This is a genomic window from Actinoplanes sp. NPDC048796 (assembly GCF_040650035.1).
Taxonomy (GTDB): Bacteria; Actinomycetota; Actinomycetes; order Mycobacteriales; family Micromonosporaceae; genus Actinoplanes.
Genome location: NZ_JBEZGO010000023.1, coordinates 1 through 17,287, shown reverse-complemented (window position 1 = coordinate 17,287; position 17,287 = coordinate 1). Strand labels below are relative to the sequence as shown.

The 17,287-nt window shown below is 72.1% G+C and carries 17 protein-coding genes and 1 pseudogene; 15 read left to right on the top strand and 3 right to left on the bottom strand.

Features of this window, described 5'->3' with window-relative positions; genetic code table 11:
* Window positions 1–14: 14 nt before the first annotated feature.
* Window positions 15–371 carry an STAS domain-containing protein gene (locus tag AB0C26_RS43615; RefSeq protein ID WP_360260448.1) on the bottom strand — a complete coding sequence of 119 codons (357 nt, stop codon included), beginning with the start codon at window positions 369–371 and terminating at the stop codon, window positions 15–17.
* A 168-nt stretch (window positions 372–539) separates the two neighbouring features.
* Here AB0C26_RS43615 and ssd point away from each other — a divergent pair, with 168 nt between their 5' ends.
* The 8 genes from ssd (at window position 540) to AB0C26_RS43575 (ending at window position 5,439) form a co-directional block, all read left to right on the top strand.
* Window positions 540–1,595, top strand: a complete 1,056-nt coding sequence (gene ssd / locus AB0C26_RS43610; RefSeq protein WP_360260446.1) for a septum site-determining protein Ssd — start codon at window positions 540–542, stop codon at window positions 1,593–1,595.
* The gene (locus AB0C26_RS43605) at window positions 1,592–2,791 is read left to right on the top strand and encodes a TadA family conjugal transfer-associated ATPase (protein WP_360260443.1); all 1,200 of its coding nucleotides are present in this window, start codon (window positions 1,592–1,594) and stop codon (window positions 2,789–2,791) included. Before ssd ends, AB0C26_RS43605 begins: the two co-directional genes overlap by 4 nt.
* Complete coding sequence (locus tag AB0C26_RS43600) at window positions 2,788–3,507, top strand: hypothetical protein (RefSeq protein WP_360260441.1); 720 nt, start codon at window positions 2,788–2,790, stop codon at window positions 3,505–3,507. The genes AB0C26_RS43605 and AB0C26_RS43600 overlap by 4 nt, the downstream gene beginning before the upstream one ends.
* Window positions 3,504–3,686, top strand: a complete 183-nt coding sequence (locus tag AB0C26_RS43595; protein ID WP_360260439.1) for a hypothetical protein — start codon at window positions 3,504–3,506, stop codon at window positions 3,684–3,686. The genes AB0C26_RS43600 and AB0C26_RS43595 overlap by 4 nt, the downstream gene beginning before the upstream one ends.
* On the top strand, window positions 3,683–4,375 hold the full coding sequence (locus AB0C26_RS43590) for a type II secretion system F family protein (protein WP_360260437.1): 693 nt from the start codon (window positions 3,683–3,685) through the stop codon (window positions 4,373–4,375). Before AB0C26_RS43595 ends, AB0C26_RS43590 begins: the two co-directional genes overlap by 4 nt.
* A gap of 109 nt (window positions 4,376–4,484) precedes the next feature.
* The gene (locus tag AB0C26_RS43585; RefSeq protein ID WP_360260435.1) at window positions 4,485–4,670 is read left to right on the top strand and encodes a DUF4244 domain-containing protein; all 186 of its coding nucleotides are present in this window, start codon (window positions 4,485–4,487) and stop codon (window positions 4,668–4,670) included.
* Window positions 4,667–5,029 carry a TadE family type IV pilus minor pilin gene (locus AB0C26_RS43580; RefSeq protein ID WP_360260433.1) on the top strand — a complete coding sequence of 121 codons (363 nt, stop codon included), beginning with the start codon at window positions 4,667–4,669 and terminating at the stop codon, window positions 5,027–5,029. The genes AB0C26_RS43585 and AB0C26_RS43580 overlap by 4 nt, the downstream gene beginning before the upstream one ends.
* A gap of 50 nt (window positions 5,030–5,079) precedes the next feature.
* Window positions 5,080–5,439: an Rv3654c family TadE-like protein gene (locus AB0C26_RS43575; RefSeq protein WP_360260431.1), complete on the top strand. Its 360-nt coding sequence runs from the start codon at window positions 5,080–5,082 to the stop codon at window positions 5,437–5,439.
* A gap of 16 nt (window positions 5,440–5,455) precedes the next feature.
* Here AB0C26_RS43575 and AB0C26_RS43570 read toward each other — a convergent pair whose 3' ends face one another.
* Entirely contained in the window at window positions 5,456–7,813 is a 2,358-nt protein-coding gene (locus tag AB0C26_RS43570; RefSeq protein ID WP_360260429.1) for a DEAD/DEAH box helicase, read from the bottom strand.
* 133 nt (window positions 7,814–7,946) lie between these two features.
* Here AB0C26_RS43570 and AB0C26_RS43565 point away from each other — a divergent pair, with 133 nt between their 5' ends.
* From AB0C26_RS43565 to topA, 6 genes are all read left to right on the top strand, one after another.
* Window positions 7,947–8,306, top strand: a complete 360-nt coding sequence (locus tag AB0C26_RS43565) for an STAS domain-containing protein (RefSeq protein ID WP_360260427.1) — start codon at window positions 7,947–7,949, stop codon at window positions 8,304–8,306.
* A complete protein-coding gene (locus AB0C26_RS43560) occupies window positions 8,303–8,743 on the top strand; it encodes an ATP-binding protein (RefSeq protein ID WP_360260424.1) in 441 nt (146 codons plus the stop codon). The genes AB0C26_RS43565 and AB0C26_RS43560 overlap by 4 nt, the downstream gene beginning before the upstream one ends.
* 282 nt (window positions 8,744–9,025) lie before the next feature.
* Window positions 9,026–11,368 (top strand): sodium-translocating pyrophosphatase, encoded by a 2,343-nt coding sequence (locus AB0C26_RS43555; protein ID WP_360260422.1) that lies wholly within the window; start codon window positions 9,026–9,028, stop codon window positions 11,366–11,368.
* Window positions 11,369–11,421: 53 nt separating this feature from the next.
* Window positions 11,422–11,955: a hypothetical protein gene (locus AB0C26_RS43550; RefSeq protein WP_360260420.1), complete on the top strand. Its 534-nt coding sequence runs from the start codon at window positions 11,422–11,424 to the stop codon at window positions 11,953–11,955.
* A gap of 1 nt (window position 11,956) precedes the next feature.
* The gene (locus AB0C26_RS43545; RefSeq protein ID WP_360260417.1) at window positions 11,957–12,733 is read left to right on the top strand and encodes a hypothetical protein; all 777 of its coding nucleotides are present in this window, start codon (window positions 11,957–11,959) and stop codon (window positions 12,731–12,733) included.
* A gap of 205 nt (window positions 12,734–12,938) precedes the next feature.
* A complete protein-coding gene (gene topA / locus AB0C26_RS43540) occupies window positions 12,939–15,722 on the top strand; it encodes a type I DNA topoisomerase (RefSeq protein ID WP_360260415.1) in 2,784 nt (927 codons plus the stop codon).
* Between the two features lie 3 nt (window positions 15,723–15,725).
* Here topA and AB0C26_RS43535 read toward each other — a convergent pair whose 3' ends face one another.
* Complete coding sequence (locus AB0C26_RS43535; RefSeq protein WP_360260413.1) at window positions 15,726–17,027, bottom strand: D-arabinono-1,4-lactone oxidase; 1,302 nt, start codon at window positions 17,025–17,027, stop codon at window positions 15,726–15,728.
* 137 nt (window positions 17,028–17,164) lie between these two features.
* Between AB0C26_RS43535 and AB0C26_RS43530 the strand changes: the two are divergent.
* A pseudogene (locus AB0C26_RS43530) lies at window positions 17,165–17,287 on the top strand (TetR/AcrR family transcriptional regulator); the annotation flags it as partial.

Genomic DNA, 17,287 nt, shown 5'->3' with positions numbered 1-17,287 from the left:
CTATGCGCCGTTCCCTATGCGCCAGTGGCCTGGGTTCGGCTCGCCGTCTCATTGTCGAAACTCAGGCCGAAGAACTCGCACAGGCCGGTGACGTCGAGAACGCGCCGGAACGACGGCGACGGACTGACCACGAGGAATGCCGCCCCGACCTCGCCGGCCGCGCGGTAGCCCTCGATCAGGGCGCCGAGGCCGCTCGAGTCGATGAAGCTCGCCGCGCCCAGATCGACCCGTACGACCGAGGGTGACCACTCGGCGACCGCCGCGCGCACACAATCCGCCAGCTCATCGGCGTTCGAGAAGTCGACCTCGCCCGCGACGATGATCGTGGCCCCGCCGTCGTCGGCGAGTGTGCGCCGGAACGAGCTTTCCATGCCAACCCCTCCGTGTCCGGACCAACATACCCAACCCGCGCCCCGCCCGCCCTTCGTGGTTGTCCGTCCGTAGCAGATCCACACCGCGTGCGGTCGATATCCACAGGCGCTCGAGTTGTCCACAGCCCCTGTTGCCGGGCCGTGCCGGGCTTGGCCACGGTGGGCGCCATGTCCGCACCTCGCCTGCCCCTTGTCGTCACCTCCGACCCCGATCTGCTCGATGATCTGCTCCGGCTCGCCGCCGCCGGAGGCACCCAGGTCGACGTGGCGCCCGACCCCGTGGCCGCCCGGTCGAGGTATGGCCGCGCCCCGCTGGTCATGCTCGGAGCCGACCAGCTCCAAGCGTGTGGCCGGGCCCGATTACCGCGCCGCTCCCGCGTCGCCGTCGTCCACCGCGGCCGGCTGCCGGGCCCGCTCGACAAGATCGCCCAACAGTCCGGCGCCGAGCACATCGTCGAGCTGCCGACCGCCGAGGCCTGGGTGGTCGACCGCTTCGCCGAGCAGCGCGATCAGCCGGTCGGCCGGGTCCTGGCCGTGATCGGCGGACGCGGCGGCGCCGGCGCCAGCATCCTCTCCAGCGGGCTCGCGGTCACCGCGGCCGGCGCCGGCCACCGCACGCTGCTGATCGACGGTGACCCGCTCGGTGGCGGCCTCGACCTGCTGCTCGGCTGGGAGGACCGGGACGGTCTGCGCTGGTCCTCACTCACCGAGACGGAGGGACAGGTCGATCCGCCGGCGCTGCTGGGCGCCCTGCCGCATCAGGGCGACCTGGTGTTGCTGTCGTTCGCCCGGCACGAGTCGCCGGCCGTGCCCGCCCCGGCGATGGCGGCGACCATCGACGCCGCCCGCCGGGCCCGCGACGTGATCGTGGCCGACCTGCCCCGCCGACTCGACGACGCCGGGGTGCTCGCGCTCGAGAGCGCCGACCGGGCACTGCTGATCGTCCCGGCCGAGGTGCGGGCGGTGGCCGCGGCGACCCGGGTCGCGCAGATGGTGCTGAGCCACCGTGACGAGCTGTCCGTCGTGGTCCGCGGCCCGGCGCCGGGGCGGCTCAAACCCCGCGACGTGGCCCGGTCGCTGAGGCTTCCGCTGGCCGGGACGCTGCGGCCCGAGCCGGCGATGTGCCAGGCCCTGGAGCGCGGCATAGCGCCCGGCGAGACCGGCCGGGGTGAGCTCGCCGTGCTCTGCCGCCGGCTGGTCGGCGAGCTTCTGGAGGCGGCATGACGGCGTACGGCTCCGCGCCCGAACTGGCCGGCCGGGTGCGCCACCGCTTCGCGATGGAGGGCGTGGAGGCCACCCCGGCGGCCGTGGTGCGGGCGGTGCGGCGAGAGCCGGGAACGGCGGTCCTGGGTGACACGGCGGTGCTGCGGCTCGCCGACCGGGTGCGCGACCAGCTCGTCGGCGCCGGCCCGCTGGCCCCGCTGCTCGACGACCCGGCGGTGACCGACATCCTGGTCAACGGCATCGAGGTCTGGGTCGACCGCGGCGGCGGCCTGTCCCGGGCGCCGATCCCGCTCGGTGATCACGACGAGGTACGCCGGCTCGCGCAGCGGCTCGCGGCCGCGTGCGGGCGCCGCCTCGACGACGGGCAGCCGTTCGCCGACGCGCGCCTGCCCGACGGCACCCGGCTGCACGCGGTGCTGCCCCCGGTCGCCACCGGCGGGCCGTACCTGTCCCTGCGCACCTTCCGGCAGCGGCCGTTCACCGTCGACGAGCTGGTCGAGCAGGGCACGGTTCCGCCGACGATCGCCCCGGTGCTGACGGCGATCGTGGCGGCCCGCCTGGCCTACCTGGTCACCGGCGGCACCGGCAGCGGCAAGACGACCCTGCTGGCCACCCTGCTCGGCCTGGTGCCGCCGACCGAGCGGATCGTCCTGGTCGAGGACGCGGCCGAGCTGCGCCCGGTGCACCCGCACGTGGTGGCCCTGCAGGCCCGCACGTCCAACGTGGAGGGCACCGGCGCGATCGGGCTCACCGACCTGGTCCGCCAGGCGCTGCGCATGCGGCCCGACCGGCTCGTGGTGGGCGAGTGCCGGGGCGCCGAGGTCGTCGACCTGCTCGGCGCGCTCAACACCGGCCACGACGGCGGCGCGGGCACCCTGCACGCGAACGCGCCCGCCGACGTACCGGCCCGGCTCGAGGCGCTCGGGCTCCTGGGCGGCCTGCCCCGCGCGGCCCTGCACGCCCAGGTGGTGGCGGCCCTCCAGGTGGTGCTCCAGGTCCGGCGTGGCGACCAGGGCCGCGTGCTCGAGTCGGTGAGCGTCCTGCTGCCCACCGGCGAACACCGCCTGGCCACGGTGGTGCCGGCCTGGCGGCGTCTGCGCGGCCCCGGCCCGGGTGCGGCCGCCCTGTCCCACCTGCTGGCGTCGCGGGGCGTACGGGTCCCGGCGGTCCTGTCCCCTCCCCAGGGGCAGTCATGAACTGGTGGGCAACCGTCCTGGTGACGGCCGGCGCCCTGGCGGTGGCCGGGCGCGGCGGGTCGCGCCTGCCGACACTCTCCGCGGGCGCTTGGTGGCCGCGGCTGCGTGCTTCGGTCGCGGCCCGCCCGCGACCGGCCCTGATGTACGCGGTGGGCGTCATGTCTGCGGTCGCCCTGCTCGCGGGCGGCCCGGTCGCCGCGACCGTCTCAGCCGCCTACGGCGGGTTCGCCGGCCGAGCCCTGACCCGGCACTCGGCACGGCGCCGCGCCTCGGCCGCCCGGGCGGCCGCCCTGGACGCGCTGGCCGCCCTCGCAGCCGACCTACGCGCCGGCCTGCCTCCAGCGGACCTGAGCGCCGGCCTGCCGTCCGTGGAAGTGGGCGGGGGTGCGGAACGGCTGACGCGGCTTGCGGCCGCGGTGTGGCGGCTGGCCGAGCAGACGGGCGCTCCGGTGGCCGACCTCGTCGAGCGGATCGAGGCCGACGGGCGGACGGCCGACCGGGCCGCCGCGTCCGCGTCGGCGCAGGCGGCCGGGGCCCAGGCGACGGCGATGCTGCTGGCGGCCCTTCCATTCGGCGGTCTCGCGCTGGGCGTACTGATCGGCGCCGACCCGCTTTACGTCCTGCTTCACACACCGCTCGGCGGCACCTGCGCCGTCGTGGCGGTGGCCCTGCAATGCGCCGGGCTTCTCTGGGCGGAAAGGCTGACCGGGCGATGACGGCCTCCTGCGAGTTGGCGGCGTTCCTGCGCGCGACCGGCCCGGTGCGGATGCCTTCCCGGATGTGCTGCGTGGCCGCCCTGGTCGGCCGTGAGGCGCCCGACGCGGTAGCCGACCTGTGCGAGACGCGGTCGGAGATCGATGCCGATCTCCTCACGCCGGCGGCGGTGGTGTCATGACCCTCTTGCTGATCGCCGCCGCCGTGGCGGTCCTGGTGGTGCCGGCCGGCCTGTCCCGGCGGCGAACCCGGCAGCCCGCCCGGCGGCCGCTGCCGGCGGCCTGGGGCCGGATCACGCTGGCCGTGGGCATCGGGCTCGCCGTCGCGGGATTCGTCGGCACCTGGTGGGGCCTGCCGTTCGCAGCGGTCGCCGGAGTGGGTGCCGAGCGGCTGCTCCGGCGGCGGGAACCGGCCCCGGTCCGGGCGGAACGGCTCGCCGCCGCGGCCGATCTGCCGCTCGGAGCCGACCTGCTGGCGGCGGCGTTGCGGGCGGGCGCCCCGGTCGGCCAGGCGGTGGACGCGGTGGCGGACGCGCTCGACGGCCCGCTCGGGGCCCGGCTGAGACGGACGGCGCGGTCGCTGCGCCTGGGCGCGCCACCCGAGGAGGCCTGGGAGCACCTGGCCGGCGTAACCGGGGCCGAACGTCTTGTGGCGGCCGCCGTCCGCTCCAGCGCCAGTGGGGGAGCGCTGGCCGGCGCGCTGGCCCGGCTCTCCGACGATCTGCGAGCCGACCTGGCGGCCGCCGTGGAGGCGAGGGCGCAGCGGGCGGCGGTTCTGATCGTGCTGCCGCTCGGCCTGTGCTTCCTGCCGGCGTTCTTCCTGGCCGGCCTCGTCCCGGTGATGACCGCGGTCCTGAAGGACGTGCTGTGACGTCCCCGCTCTGGCTCCGTGGCCGGCCATGTGTGGTGGCCCGGCGCGGTGATCGATGGCCGGTCGCCTTCCCGGCGGCCGGCGGGAAACACAACCGAAGGAGAACCACGTGCGCAAACTGATCGCGAACGTCGCCCGGCTGCGGGGCGAGGCCGCGGACGCCGGGATGAGCACCGCCGAGTACGCCGTCGGCACGCTCGCCGCCGTCGCGTTCGCCGGAATCCTGTTCAAGGTGCTCACCAGCGGCAACGTGCAGGCGGCGCTCGGCGCGGTCATCGACCGGGCCCTGAAGTGAGACGGCGCCGGCGGCCCGGCCGCGATCGGGGAGCGTTCACGGCCGAGCTGGCGGCCGGGCTGCCGGCGCTCATGCTGTTGTTGACGGCCGGGCTCACCGCCGTCAAGGCGGTGACCGCCCAGGCCCAGTGCCTGGCCCTGGCCCGGGACGCGGCCCTGGCCTCGGCCCGCGGCGAACCGCCACCCACCGCGACGGCGGACCCGCCGGGCGCGGCCGTCCAGATCAGCGGCGACGCCGAGGTGGTCAGAGCCCACGTGACCGCACCGGTCCGCCTACTGGGCCGAGGCCCGACGGTGATCACGGTCGAGGCTTCCGCCGTCGCCGCCCGAGAGCCGGCCACCGTAAGGGCCACCAGATGAGCCCGGGGCGAGGACAGCCGGCCGCGGGGCGTGCTTGGTGGATGGGCTTCGTGCGGGAGCGTGATCGTGGGGCCGCGTCGATCCTGGTGTCGGCGGTGGGGCTCTGCCTCGTCGCAGCTGGGCTGGCCGGGGCCGCCGTGGGATCGGCCCTGGTGGGGAAGCAGCGGGCGCGGGTGGCGGCCGATCTCGGAGCGCTGGCCGGCGCGGCGGAGGCGATCTACGGAGAGGGGGTGGCCTGTGCGCGGGCGGACCGGTTCGTCACGGCCAACGGCGCACGGCTGACGTCCTGCGTGGTCAGCGGGCTCGAGATCGTGGTCCGGGTGACGGCCGACGTGGGTCCGCTGGCCGGCGTCGTGCGGCCGGCCACCGTCGCGGCCCGGGCCGGACCCGTCCAGGCGTTGCCGCCCTGACCGGCGGGGCGGCGTCTCAGGCGGGGGCGGCGGTGCCGATCAGAGCGGTGAGTACGGCGTCGAGAACCTGGACGGCGGCGGTCTTGTGGAGGGGGTTGTTGCCGTTGCCGCACTTGGGGGACTGGACGCACGAGGGGCAGCCGGTTTCGCAGGTGCAGGCGGCGATGGCCTCTCGGGTGGCGCTGAGCCAGTCGGTGGCGGTGGCGTAGGCCCGTTCGGCGAAGCCGGCGCCGCCCGGGTGGCCGTCGTAGACGAAGACCGTGGGCGCCTCTGTGTCGGCGTGGTTGGCGGTGGAGAGGCCGCCGATGTCCCAGCGGTCGCAGGTGGCAATCAGGGGGAGGAGCCCGATCGCGGCGTGTTCGGCCGCGTGCAGGGCGCCGGGGAAGTCGGCGGGCTCGACGCCGGCCCCGGCCAGCGCGTCGGGCGTGATGGTGAACCAGACGGCCACCGTGCGCAGGTCGCGGACCGGCAGGTCGAGTGGCTTGGTGTCGATCACCTCGCCGGAGCCGATGCGGCGGCGCTGATAGGAGACCACCTGGCTGGTCACCTCCACCTCGCCGAGGAAGAGGCTGACCGGGCCGGCGTCCACGCGGGAACGGACGCCCAGCACCGACACGTCCGTCACGTCCCGGGCGTGCGTCGACCAGTCCGGTTCCTCCTGGTGGACCAGGGCGATCGCGTCGTCCAGGTCGAGGTCGTCGACCACGAAGCTGACGCCCTGGTGCAGGTAGACCGCGCCGGTGTGCAGCATCATGTGCGACGAGCCCTGGTCGACCGTGCCGAGCAGGCGGCCGGTGGACGCCTCCACCACCGAGACCGGGGCGCCACCGGCGCCGCGCAGGTCGACGTCGGGGCGGCCGGGGTGGGTCCAGTACCAGCCGGACGGGCGGCGGCGCAGCGCCCCCGACGCGGTCAGGCCCTCCACCGCCGCGCGGGCCGGCTCGCCGCCGAACAGGGCCAGGTCGGGCTCGGTCAGCGGGGCCTCCGAGGCGGCGCAGCAGAGTTGAGGGCCCAGGACGTACGGGTTGGTGGGGTCGAGAACCGTCGCCTCGACCGGGCGGCCGAAGAGCGCCGACGGGTGGTGCACCAGGTACGTGTCCAGCGGGTCGTCGCGGGCGATCAGCACCGCCAGCGCCTCGCCGCCCGCCCGGCCGGCGCGGCCCGCCTGCTGCCACAGCGACGCCCGCGTGCCGGGGTAGCCGCAGATCAGCACCGCGTCGAGGCCGACCAGGTCGACGCCGAGCTCCAGCGCGTTGGTCGAGGCCAGGGCCAGCAACTCGCCGGAGAGCAGCGCCCGTTCGATTTGACGGCGGTCCTCGCGCAGGTAGCCGGCGCGGTAGGCGGCCACCCGGTCGCCCAGGCCGGGCACCGCTTCGTCGAGCTGCCGCCGCGCGATCGTCGCGACCACCTCGGCGCCGCGCCGCGAGCGGATGAAGGCCAGGGTCCGGGTGCCGGCCGCGACCGCGTCGGTGAGCAGGTCGGCCGTCTCCCGCAGCGCCGACCGGCGTACCTGCGGCAGCTCCACCTCGTCCACCGGAAAGTCGTCATCGACGGGTGCGGGCTGCAGCGGCGGCTCCCACAGCGCGAAGGTCATCGCGCCGCGCGGGGAGGCGTCCTCGGTCACGGCGGTCACCGGCACGCCCGTGAGGCGGGCGGCGGCGTCGGCCGGATCGCCCGAGGTCGCCGAGGCCAGTACGAACGTGGGGGTGCCGCCGTACCGGGCCGCCGTTCGGCGCAGGCGGCGGATCACGTGGGAGACGTGGGAGCCGAAGACGCCGCGGTAGGCGTGGCACTCGTCGATCACCACGTACGTCAAGCGGCGGAAGAAGGACGCCCAGCGCGCGTGCCCCGGAAGCATCGCATGATGCACCATGTCCGGATTCGTGAGGATCAGCCGCGAGTGCTGGCGGATCCACTCCCTTTCCTCGCGCGAGGTGTCACCGTCGTATGTGGCCGGGCGTACGCCGGACAGGCCCAGCCGGGCGACCGCGCGCAGCTGATCCGCGGCCAGGGCTTTGGTCGGCGACAGATACAGAGCCGTCGCCCGCGGATCGTCCAGCAGGCGGGTGAGCGCCGGCAGTTGATACGCCAATGACTTGCCCGACCCCGTTCCGGTGGCGATCACCACATGGGTTCCGGAGTGGGCCATCGTCGCCGCGGCGGCCTGGTGTTCCCACGGCGACTTGATGCCGTGTGCGGTCAGGGCCGAGACTAGGTCGGCCGCGGCCCACTCGGGCCACGGCGCTGTCCGCCCCGTGCGCGCGGGCAGGTTCTCGATGTGTGTGATCGGCGATGGCCGGGCCGACGAGTTGCGGGCCTTCAGCAGGTGCAGCAGCTCGGCGGGGCCGAAGGCGGTCGACGTCACGCACAGCACTGTGACACCGGAATGCCGCGAACCTCAAACGGGTACGACGGTGGGTGCCATGCGACGCCTGAATCCGGGCGGTGGTTAGATTCGCTGGGGAGATCGGCTGCCGGATCAGCGTGCCCCGCAGGGAGGAGGAGCGATGGAGCTGTCCCTTGCGACCCGGACCGTCGACGAGCACACGGTGCTCGAGGTCGGTGGCGAGGTCGACGTCTACACGGCTCCGAGGCTGCGGGAGCGCCTCGTGGAGCTGGTCGATTCCGGTGCCCGCAACGTCATCGTCGATCTCGGCGGGGTCGAGTTCCTCGACTCGACCGGTCTCGGCGTGCTCGTCGGCGCGATGAAGCGGCTGCGGGTGGCGAACGGAAAGTTCGGCCTGGTCTGTTCGAAGGAAGCGCTGCTGAAGATCTTCCGGATCACGGCGCTCGACCAGGTGTTCCCGATCTATCCCACGATCGAGGCGGCGACCCAGGACGGCGACGGCAGCGGTCCGACTTCGTGATGGCGACTGTTCGGCTGTCCTTCTCGCCCGCGCCCGTGCACGTCCGTACGGCTCGGCTGGTCGGCGTCGCCGTGGCCCGCCGGGCCGGTGTCGCCGAGGAGTTGCTGGACGAGGTCCGGCTGGCCATCGGTGAGGCCTGCACGCGGGCCGTCGCCCTGCACAACCAGTACGGCCTGCCCGACCTCGTGACGGTCGAGATGTCTGATTCGGACGCGTACACGGTCCGGGTCATCGACCACGCGCCGATCGAGGCCAGCATCGGTTTGACCAAGCTTCCGCCGGACGAGCTGGCCGCGGAGACGCTGACCGACGAGGATCTGACCACCGGCGTCGGTTTCGCGCTGCTGGCCGGCTTCGTCGACGATCTGAAGGTCAGCCCGGTCGCGGACGGGACGGGCACCGAGGTCCGCATGGTGTGGCCGGTGCAGCGCCGCTAGGACAAATCGGACGAAGCCTCCGAAGAGGGAAGCGAAGCCGACAGAGATAAATCAGCTTCTATACCCTATTTCTCGCCCGCTAACACAGCGGGAAACATCACCACGACACGGCCGGATCCGGGTGTGACCATCACCACGTCGGCCGATACAGTACGCGAGTTATCAACTACTGCTCCTGGTCCCGCGCCCCGCGGGACCCGGTTGTCGTTCCCCTTGAACGGGGATGCGCCCGGACGGTCTCGTCCGCCGACCCGGGCGCGGTCGGTGTACAGGAGGACATTGATGTCCGGGACCTCGTTAAGTGGTTCCAACGTCACGTTTGTCATCGTGGCGCTGGTATTCGCGCTCATCGCGCTCGGCTTCGCCGCCATGTTCGTCCAGTCGGTGCTCAAGGCCGGCCGGGGAACCAAGAACATGCAGGAGATCGCCGGGGCCGTGCAGGAAGGCGCGTCGGCGTACCTGTTCCGTCAGTTCAAGACCCTAGCCATCTTCGTGGTGATCGCGGTCGTCCTGCTCTTCCTCCTGCCGGTGCACGACACCGACAACGAGGTCTGGGTCAAGATCGGCCGCTCGCTGTTCTTCATCGTCGGTGCCGTCTTCAGCTCGTTCATCGGTGGCGCCGGCATGGCGCTGGCCACCCGGGCCAACCTGCGGGTGGCCGCGGCCGCCGGTGAGAACGGTGGCCGGGAGACCGCGATGGGCATCGCGTTCCGCACCGGTGGCGTGGTCGGCTTCCTCACCGTGGGCCTCGGCTTGTTCGGTGGCGCGCTGGTGGTGCTCATCTTCCGTAGTGACGCCCCGACCGTCCTCGAGGGCTTCGGCTTCGGCGCCGCGCTGCTCGCCATGTTCATGCGGGTCGGCGGCGGCATCTTCACCAAGGCCGCCGACGTCGGCGCCGACCTGGTCGGCAAGGTCGAACAGGGCATCCCCGAGGATGACCCGCGCAACGCCGCGACCATCGCCGACAACGTGGGCGACAACGTCGGTGACTGCGCCGGCATGGCCGCCGACCTGTTCGAGTCGTACGCGGTGACGCTGGTCGCCGCGCTGATCCTCGGCCAGGCCGCGTTCGGCCAGGACGGTCTGATCTTCCCGCTGATCGTCTCGACGATCGGCGTGGTGATCGCGATCATCGGTGTCTTCATCACCCGCCTGCGCCCGAGCGACCGCAACGGTCTCACCGCGATCAACCGGGCCTTCTACATCTCCGCGGTGATCTCGGCGATCGCCGTCGCTGTCGTCACCTTCATCTACCTGCCCAGCACGTTCGCGGGCTTCGGCGACGACGGCATCGAGGCGGGCGTCCTCGCCAGCGGGCGTGACCCGCGGTGGGTGGCCATCGGCGCGGTCGTCATCGGTATCGTGCTGGCCGCCGCCATCCAGGCGCTGACCGGCTACTTCACCGAGACCAACCGGCGGCCGGTGCAGGACATCGGCAAGTCGTCGCAGACGGGCGCGGCCACCGTCGTGCTCGCCGGCATCAGCGTCGGCCTGGAGTCCGCCGTGTACTCGGCGCTGCTGATCGGCGCCGGCGTCTACGGCGCCTTCCTGCTCGGCGGCGCGTCGCTGACCCTGTCGCTGTTCGCCGTCGCGCTGGCCGGTATCGGCCTGCTCACCACGGTCGGCGTCATCGTCGCGATGGACACCTTCGGCCCGATCTCGGACAACGCGCAGGGCATCGCCGAGATGTCCGGTGACGTCGACGAGAAGGGCGCGCAGATCCTCACCGAGCTCGACGCGGTCGGCAACACCACCAAGGCGATCACCAAGGGCATCGCGATCGCCACGGCCGTGCTCGCCGCCACGGCGCTGTTCGGCTCGTACACCAATAGCCTGGCCACCTCGCTGGCCGACGCGGGCATCCGCCCGGACCAGGTCGGCAACGAGATCCTCGGCCTGCTGAACATCGCGAACCCGCGCAGCATCGTCGGCCTGCTGGTCGGCGCGGCCGTCGTGTTCCTCTTCTCCGGCCTGGCCATCAACGCCGTGTCCCGTTCCGCGGGCGCTGTGGTGATGGAGGTCCGCCGCCAGTTCCGCGAGTTCCCGGGCATCATGGACCGCACCCAGCGGCCCGAGTACGGCCGGGTCGTCGACATCTGCACCCGGGACGCGCAGCGCGAGCTGCTCGCCCCCGGCGTACTGGCGATCATGGCGCCGATCGCCGTCGGCTTCGGCCTCGGCGCCGGCGCGCTCGCGGCCTACCTGGCCGGCGCGATCGGCGCGGGCACGCTGATGGCGGTGTTCCTGGCCAACTCCGGTGGCGCCTGGGACAACGCCAAGAAGCTGGTCGAGGACGGCAACTTCGGCGGCAAGGGCTCCGAGGCGCACGCGGCGACGGTCATCGGCGACACGGTCGGTGACCCGTTCAAGGACACCGCCGGCCCGGCCATCAACCCGCTGCTCAAGGTGATGAACCTGGTCTCGCTGCTGATCGCCCCGGCGGTCGTGGCGTGGAGCATCGGCAGCGACCAGAACAACCCGCTGCGGATCGCCATCGCGATCGTCGCGGCGGCGATCGTGGTCGCCGCGGTCGTCTGGAGCAAGCGCAAGCCCATCTCGATGGGCGACGACACCCCGACCCCCGCGGCCGGCGACACCACGCCGACCGCGAAGGTCACGGCATAACAAAGGCGTACGGGGCACTCGATGTAAGCGGGGTGCCCCGTACGCTGCTTCCCATGCGCTCGGCCCGACCCCTCGTACTGCTGGCTCTGCTCGCGCTCGTGACCCCCTCTCTCGTCGCCTGTTCCGGCGCGCACAGCGCCCGCGCCTGGGCAACCTCCGTCTGCACCACGCTCGAGCCGTGGCGCAGCGAGATCGGCTCGCTGGCCACCCGTACCCAGCAGCAGATGGAGACCGCCACCACGCCGAATCAGGCGAAGGAGAACCTGTCGCGGCTGTTCGCCGGCGCCGAGGACGCGAGCGAGCGTGCCCGCGCCGGAGTGCAGAAAGCGGGAGTGCCCGACGTGGACGACGGTCAGAAGATCGCCGATGGCTTCCTCGGCTCCCTGTCCGCGATGCGGGACGCCTACGCGAAGGCCAAGGGCGGCATCCAGGGCCTGCCGACGGCCCCCGCCGAGACCTTCTATCAGCAGGTGACCCAGGTCGTCTCCCAGTTGCAGAGCGACTACCAGGCGAGCGGCCTCGACACGAGCAAGCTCAACTCGCAGGAGCTGCAGGCCGCCTTCGACGAAGTGCCCGAGTGCCGGTGAGATGACCGAGACGGGGTGGCCGCTGATCCCGCGCGAGGTTCTGCCCGCGCCGGTCCCGGCTGCCAAGCGCCGGCAACAGCCGCCGCAGCGTCCGCCCGGGCCGGCTGCGGAGGCGGGCCGGCAGCTTCCGATCTTCGGGGCCGAGACGACCGAGCCGTCGCCCGGTGACCTGGCCGGGCTGCTCGCCGGGCCGGGCCGGCTGGGCCGGATGGGCGGCACGGCCCGGGTCTCGGTGGTCGTGGACGCCGCCTGGCGGGTGCACGTGCTGGTCGCCGAGCTGGTCAGCCGGGGGCTGGTGGTCAACTGGCGGCCGGTCGAGGCCAGCGAAACCGACAATTCCGGCGAGCCGGGGACGACGCCTCAGGAAACGGGCGACGACGAGCCGACCGAGGCGCAAATCACGGAAGTGGATGAGCCGCCCGAGCCGAGACCCCGTTTCGAGGTGCTCACGGCGTACTCCCGAAGGTTGAACGGTCTTGCCAAGGCCTGGCCGGAGGCCGCCGCCGAACTCTTCCTCAGCGGCCCGCGGCTGCGGCTCTGGGTCGCCGCCGCGGGTGAACCCCTTCCGGGGGGATATGCGCTGGGTCTGGACCCGGAGAAGGACGTCACGGAGATCGACGCGGCGCTGGTCCGAGCCGGTCTCGCGGGCCGGCTGTCGGACGACGGCCGTCAGTATCTGATCAAGGGTAAGAAGCGGGTCGCCCGGCTGGCCGAGCTGGTCGGTGAGCGACCCCCGGCCGCGCCGGAAGACCTCTGGCCTCGGGGCGCGGGTGCGTGATCTTCCTGGATTGTGTCCGACACGACGGCATGTTCCCGGTGTACGGTGTCGCCGTCGGACGCGTGCGGTGGCCGGACCGTTACCATCCGACTTCAGGGTGCGGAGGGAATGGGTGCTCGTCCGGCGCGTTACGTTGAAAGTCTGTGCTCCGCCGGTCCTGATGGCGGAACGCTGAGGAACGACAAGTTCGAAGTGTGGGAGTGCCGTGCCGAGTGACGCCAGGACGACCCGTCTGGTCATCGTCGAGTCTCCGTCGAAGGCCAAGACGATCGCCGGTTATCTAGGCCCCGACTATTTCGTCGAGGCCTCCTTCGGCCATGTCCGTGACCTGCCCCGCAAGGCAGCCGACGTGCCCGCCAAGTACAAGGGCGAGTCGTGGGCCCGCCTCGGCGTCGACGTCGACAACGGCTTCCACGCGCTGTACGTCGTCTCCCAGGACCGCAAGGCCCAGATCGCCAAGCTGCAGAAGCTGGCGAAGGAAGTGGACGAGATCTTCCTCGCCACCGATGAGGACCGCGAGGGCGAGGCCATCGCCTGGCACCTGGTCGAGACGATCAAGCCGCGGGTCCCGGTCAAGCGGATGGTCTTCCACGAGATCACCAAGCCGGCCATCCAGGCCGCCGTGGCCAACCCGCGCGAGATCGACCGCGACCTGGTCGACGCGCAGGAGGCCCGCCGCATCCTCGACCGCCTCTACGGCTACGAGGTCAGCCCCGTCCTCTGGAAGAAGGTCATGCCCGGCTTGTCCGCCGGGCGTGTCCAATCGGTGGCCACCCGCATCGTGGTCGAGCGGGAGCGCCAGCGCATGGCGTTCCGTTCCGCCGAGTACTGGGACATCCTGGCCACCCTGGCCGTGCAGGGCCAGATCGAGGGCCCCCGCAACTTCAACGCCACTTTGATCGCGCTCGACGGCGACCGGATCGCCACCGGCAAGGACTTCGAGCCCACCACGGGCCAGGTCAAGCCCGGCGCCGGCGTGGTTCACCTCGACGAGAACGGCGCCCGCGGCCTGGCCGCCCGCCTCGACAACCGGCCGTTCACCGTGACCCGGGTGGAGGAGAAGCCGTACCGCCGCCGCCCGTACGCGCCCTTCATCACCTCGACGCTTCAGCAGGAGGCCGCCCGCAAGCTGCGGTTCTCCGCCTCGCAGACGATGCGCACGGCGCAGAAGCTGTACGAGAACGGGTACATCACCTATATGCGTACCGACTCGGTCAACCTGTCGGAGACCGCGCTCACCGCGGCCCGCCGGCAGATCGCCGAGCTGTACGGCCCGTCGAACGTGCCGCCGCAGCCGCGCCGCTACACCGGCAAGGTGAAGAACGCGCAGGAGGCGCACGAGGCCATCCGCCCCGCCGGCGACAACTTCCGGACGCCGGGCGAGGTCGCCAACGAGCTCTCCACCGACGAGTTCAAGCTGTACGAGCTGATCTGGCGCCGCACCATCGCCTCCCAGATGACCGACGCCGTCGGTAACTCGGTGAGTGTGCGGATCCGCGCGATCTCCACCGCGAACGAGGAGGTCGACTTCGCCGCCTCCGGCAAGACGATCACCGACCCGGGCTTCCTGCGGGCGTACGTGGAGTCCTCGGACGACGAGAACGCCGAGGCCGAGGACGCCGAGCGCCGCCTGCCGACCCTGGTCAAGGACCAGCCGCTGAGCGCCGAGGAGCTGGCCGCGGTCGGCCACCACACCTCGCCGCCCGCCCGCTACACCGAGGCGTCGCTGGTCAAGGCGCTGGAGGAACTGGGCATCGGCCGACCGTCGACCTACGAGTCGATCATGCGGACGATCCAGGACCGCGGGTACGTCGAGAAGCGCGGCCAGGCGATGATCCCGACGTTCCTGGCCTTCGCGGTGATCGGCCTGCTCGAGGGCCACTACCCGCGCCTGGTCGACTACAACTTCACGGCCTCGATGGAGAGCCAGCTCGACGACATCGCCGGTGGCGACCACGCCGCGCTCGACTTCCTGACCTCTTTCTACTTCGGCAGCCAGACGCCCGGCGCGGACGACTCGATCGCCAAGGCCGGCGGCCTGAAGAAGATGGTCACCGAGAACCTGAGCGCGATCGACGCCCGCTCGGTCAACTCGATCCCGCTCTTCACCGACGAGCAGGGACGCCACGTCGTGGTCCGGGTCGGCCGCTACGGACCGTACCTGGAGCGCCGCCTGCCCGGCGCCGACGAGGAGACGCAGGGCGACCGCGCCTCGCTGCCCGAGGGCATCGCGCCCGACGAGCTGACCCCCGAGAAGATCGACGAGCTCTACCTGGGCGGTGGCGGCGAGCGGTCCCTGGGCGACGACCCGGTGACGGGGGAGAGCGTCCAGCTCAAATCCGGGCGATTCGGTCCGTACGTGCAGAGCGGTGACCGCAAGTCCTCGCTGTTCAAGTCGCACGTGCCGGACGAGCTCACCCTCGAGCAGGCGCTCAAGCTGCTGACCCTGCCGCGCGTGCTCGGCGTCGACGCCGAGGGCAAGGAGATCTCGGCGGCGAACGGCCGCTACGGACCGTACGTGAAGCGCGACACCGACTACCGGTCGCTGGAGAACGAGGACCGTCTCTTCACGGTCACCCTCGACGAGGCCCTGGCCCTGCTTGCGCAGCCCAAGACCCGGCAGCGCCGCGAGGCCAAGCCGCCGCTGCGTGAGATGGGTCCCGACCCGGTCACCGAGAAGCCGATGGTGATCAAGGAGGGCCGCTTCGGCCCGTACGTGACCGACGGCGAGTACAACGCGTCGCTGCGCCGGGGCCAGACGCCCGAGGAGCTGACCGTCGAGCAGGCGTCCGAGATGCTCGCCGAGAAGCGCGCCAAGGGCCCGGCCCCGAAGAAGAAGGCCACCAAGAAGGCCGCGGCCAAGACGGCCGAGCCGGCGGCCAAGAAGGCGCCCGCGAAAAAGGCGGCGCCGGCCAAGAAGGCCACCGCCGCCAAGAAGGCCGCTCCCAAGAAGGCGGCGCCGAAAAAGGCCGCCGCCTCCGCCGAGTAGGACTCAGGCTCCGAGCACCCGGTCCAGGTAGTCGTTCGCGAAGACCCGGGCCGGGTCGAGCCGGTTCCGTACGGCCAGGAAGTCGTCGAACTTCGGGTAGACCGGGCGCAGGTCCTCGGCCGTCCGGTAGTGCAGCTTTCCCCAGTGCGGGCGCCCGCCCAGAGGCTGGCAGACGGCTTCCATGGCCCGGAAGTACGGCTCGTAGTCGACGCCCGAGTACTGGTGGATCGCGATGTACGCCGACTCGCGGCCGTATCCGTGCGACAGCCAGACGTCGTCGGGCCCGGTGAAGCGCACCTCGACCGGGAACTGCACCCGGAACGGCAGCCCGTCGATGATCTTCGGCAGCGCGGCCAGCACCTCGGGCAGGGCGGCGCGCGGAACCTCGTACTCCATCTCGGTGAAACGCACCCGTCGAGGCGTACAGAAAACGCGGTCCGAACGCTCCGTGTAGGTGCGGGCGGTGAGCGCGCGGGCCGCGACCGACTGGATCGTCGGCACGGCCGCCGGGACGGCCTTGCCGAGCCGGCAGACACCCTCCCACAGCGTGTTCGACAGGAACTCGTCGTCCAGCCAGCCCCGGAAGGGCGACAGCGGGCGGTCGTGCTCGGCCACCCGGTTGTTGCGCTTGAGCTGGGCCCGGTCCGTGTACGGGTACCAGTAGAACTCGACGTGGTCGTTGCTCGGAATCCACTCCTCGAGTCCGGCCAGCACGTCGGCCAGCGCCATCGGCCGCTCGTCGGCCAGCAGCGTGAACGCCGGCACGCAGCGCAGCGTCACCTCGACCAGAACCCCGAGCGCGCCCAGCCCGATCCGGGTGGCCGGGAAGATCTCGTCGTCCTTACCGGCCGTCAGCACCTCGCCCGAGCCGGTGACCAGCGTGACCGCCTCCACGCAGGACGCCAGCGTGCAGTGCTTCTCGCCGGTGCCGTGGGTGCCCGTGGAGATCGCGCCGGCGACCGTCTGCTGGTCGATGTCGCCGAGGTTCGGCATCGCCAGCCCGTGCTCGGCCAGCAGGGCGTTCAGCTTGGCCAGTGGCATACCGGCCTGCACGGTGACGAGATCGCCGTCGACCGAGATCAGTTCGTTCAGGCGATGAAGCACCATTCGCTGATCATTAGCGACAGCGATGGCGGTAAATGAGTGGCCGCTGCCCACGGCCTTTACCTTGCGTCCGTTTCCCGACGCGTCCTTGACGTGGGCGGCCACCTCGTCGACAGTGCCAGGGGTCAGGACGTCGGCGGCGATGGCCTGCTGGTTGCCGCCCCAGTTGATCCAGCGACGGGCGTTCAGGGGGGTCGTCATGATGGCTTTGTCCTCCGTACGAGCGCACAGTCGCACAAAACCGGGAAAGCGGCGTGTCCCGCGCGTCCCGTCGATGCCTCTCGCTCGTTGATCCGAGTAACGTTCCGATTATCACTGCTGAGAGGGAGTGGCGACGCGTGTCGACACCAACCGTCACCACCGGGCCCCTGCGCCGGGTTCCGGTGCAGGGCAGAAGCGTGGCCCGGGTCCAACGCATGCTCGACGCCTGCGCCGAGCTCGTCGACGAGGTCGGCTATGAG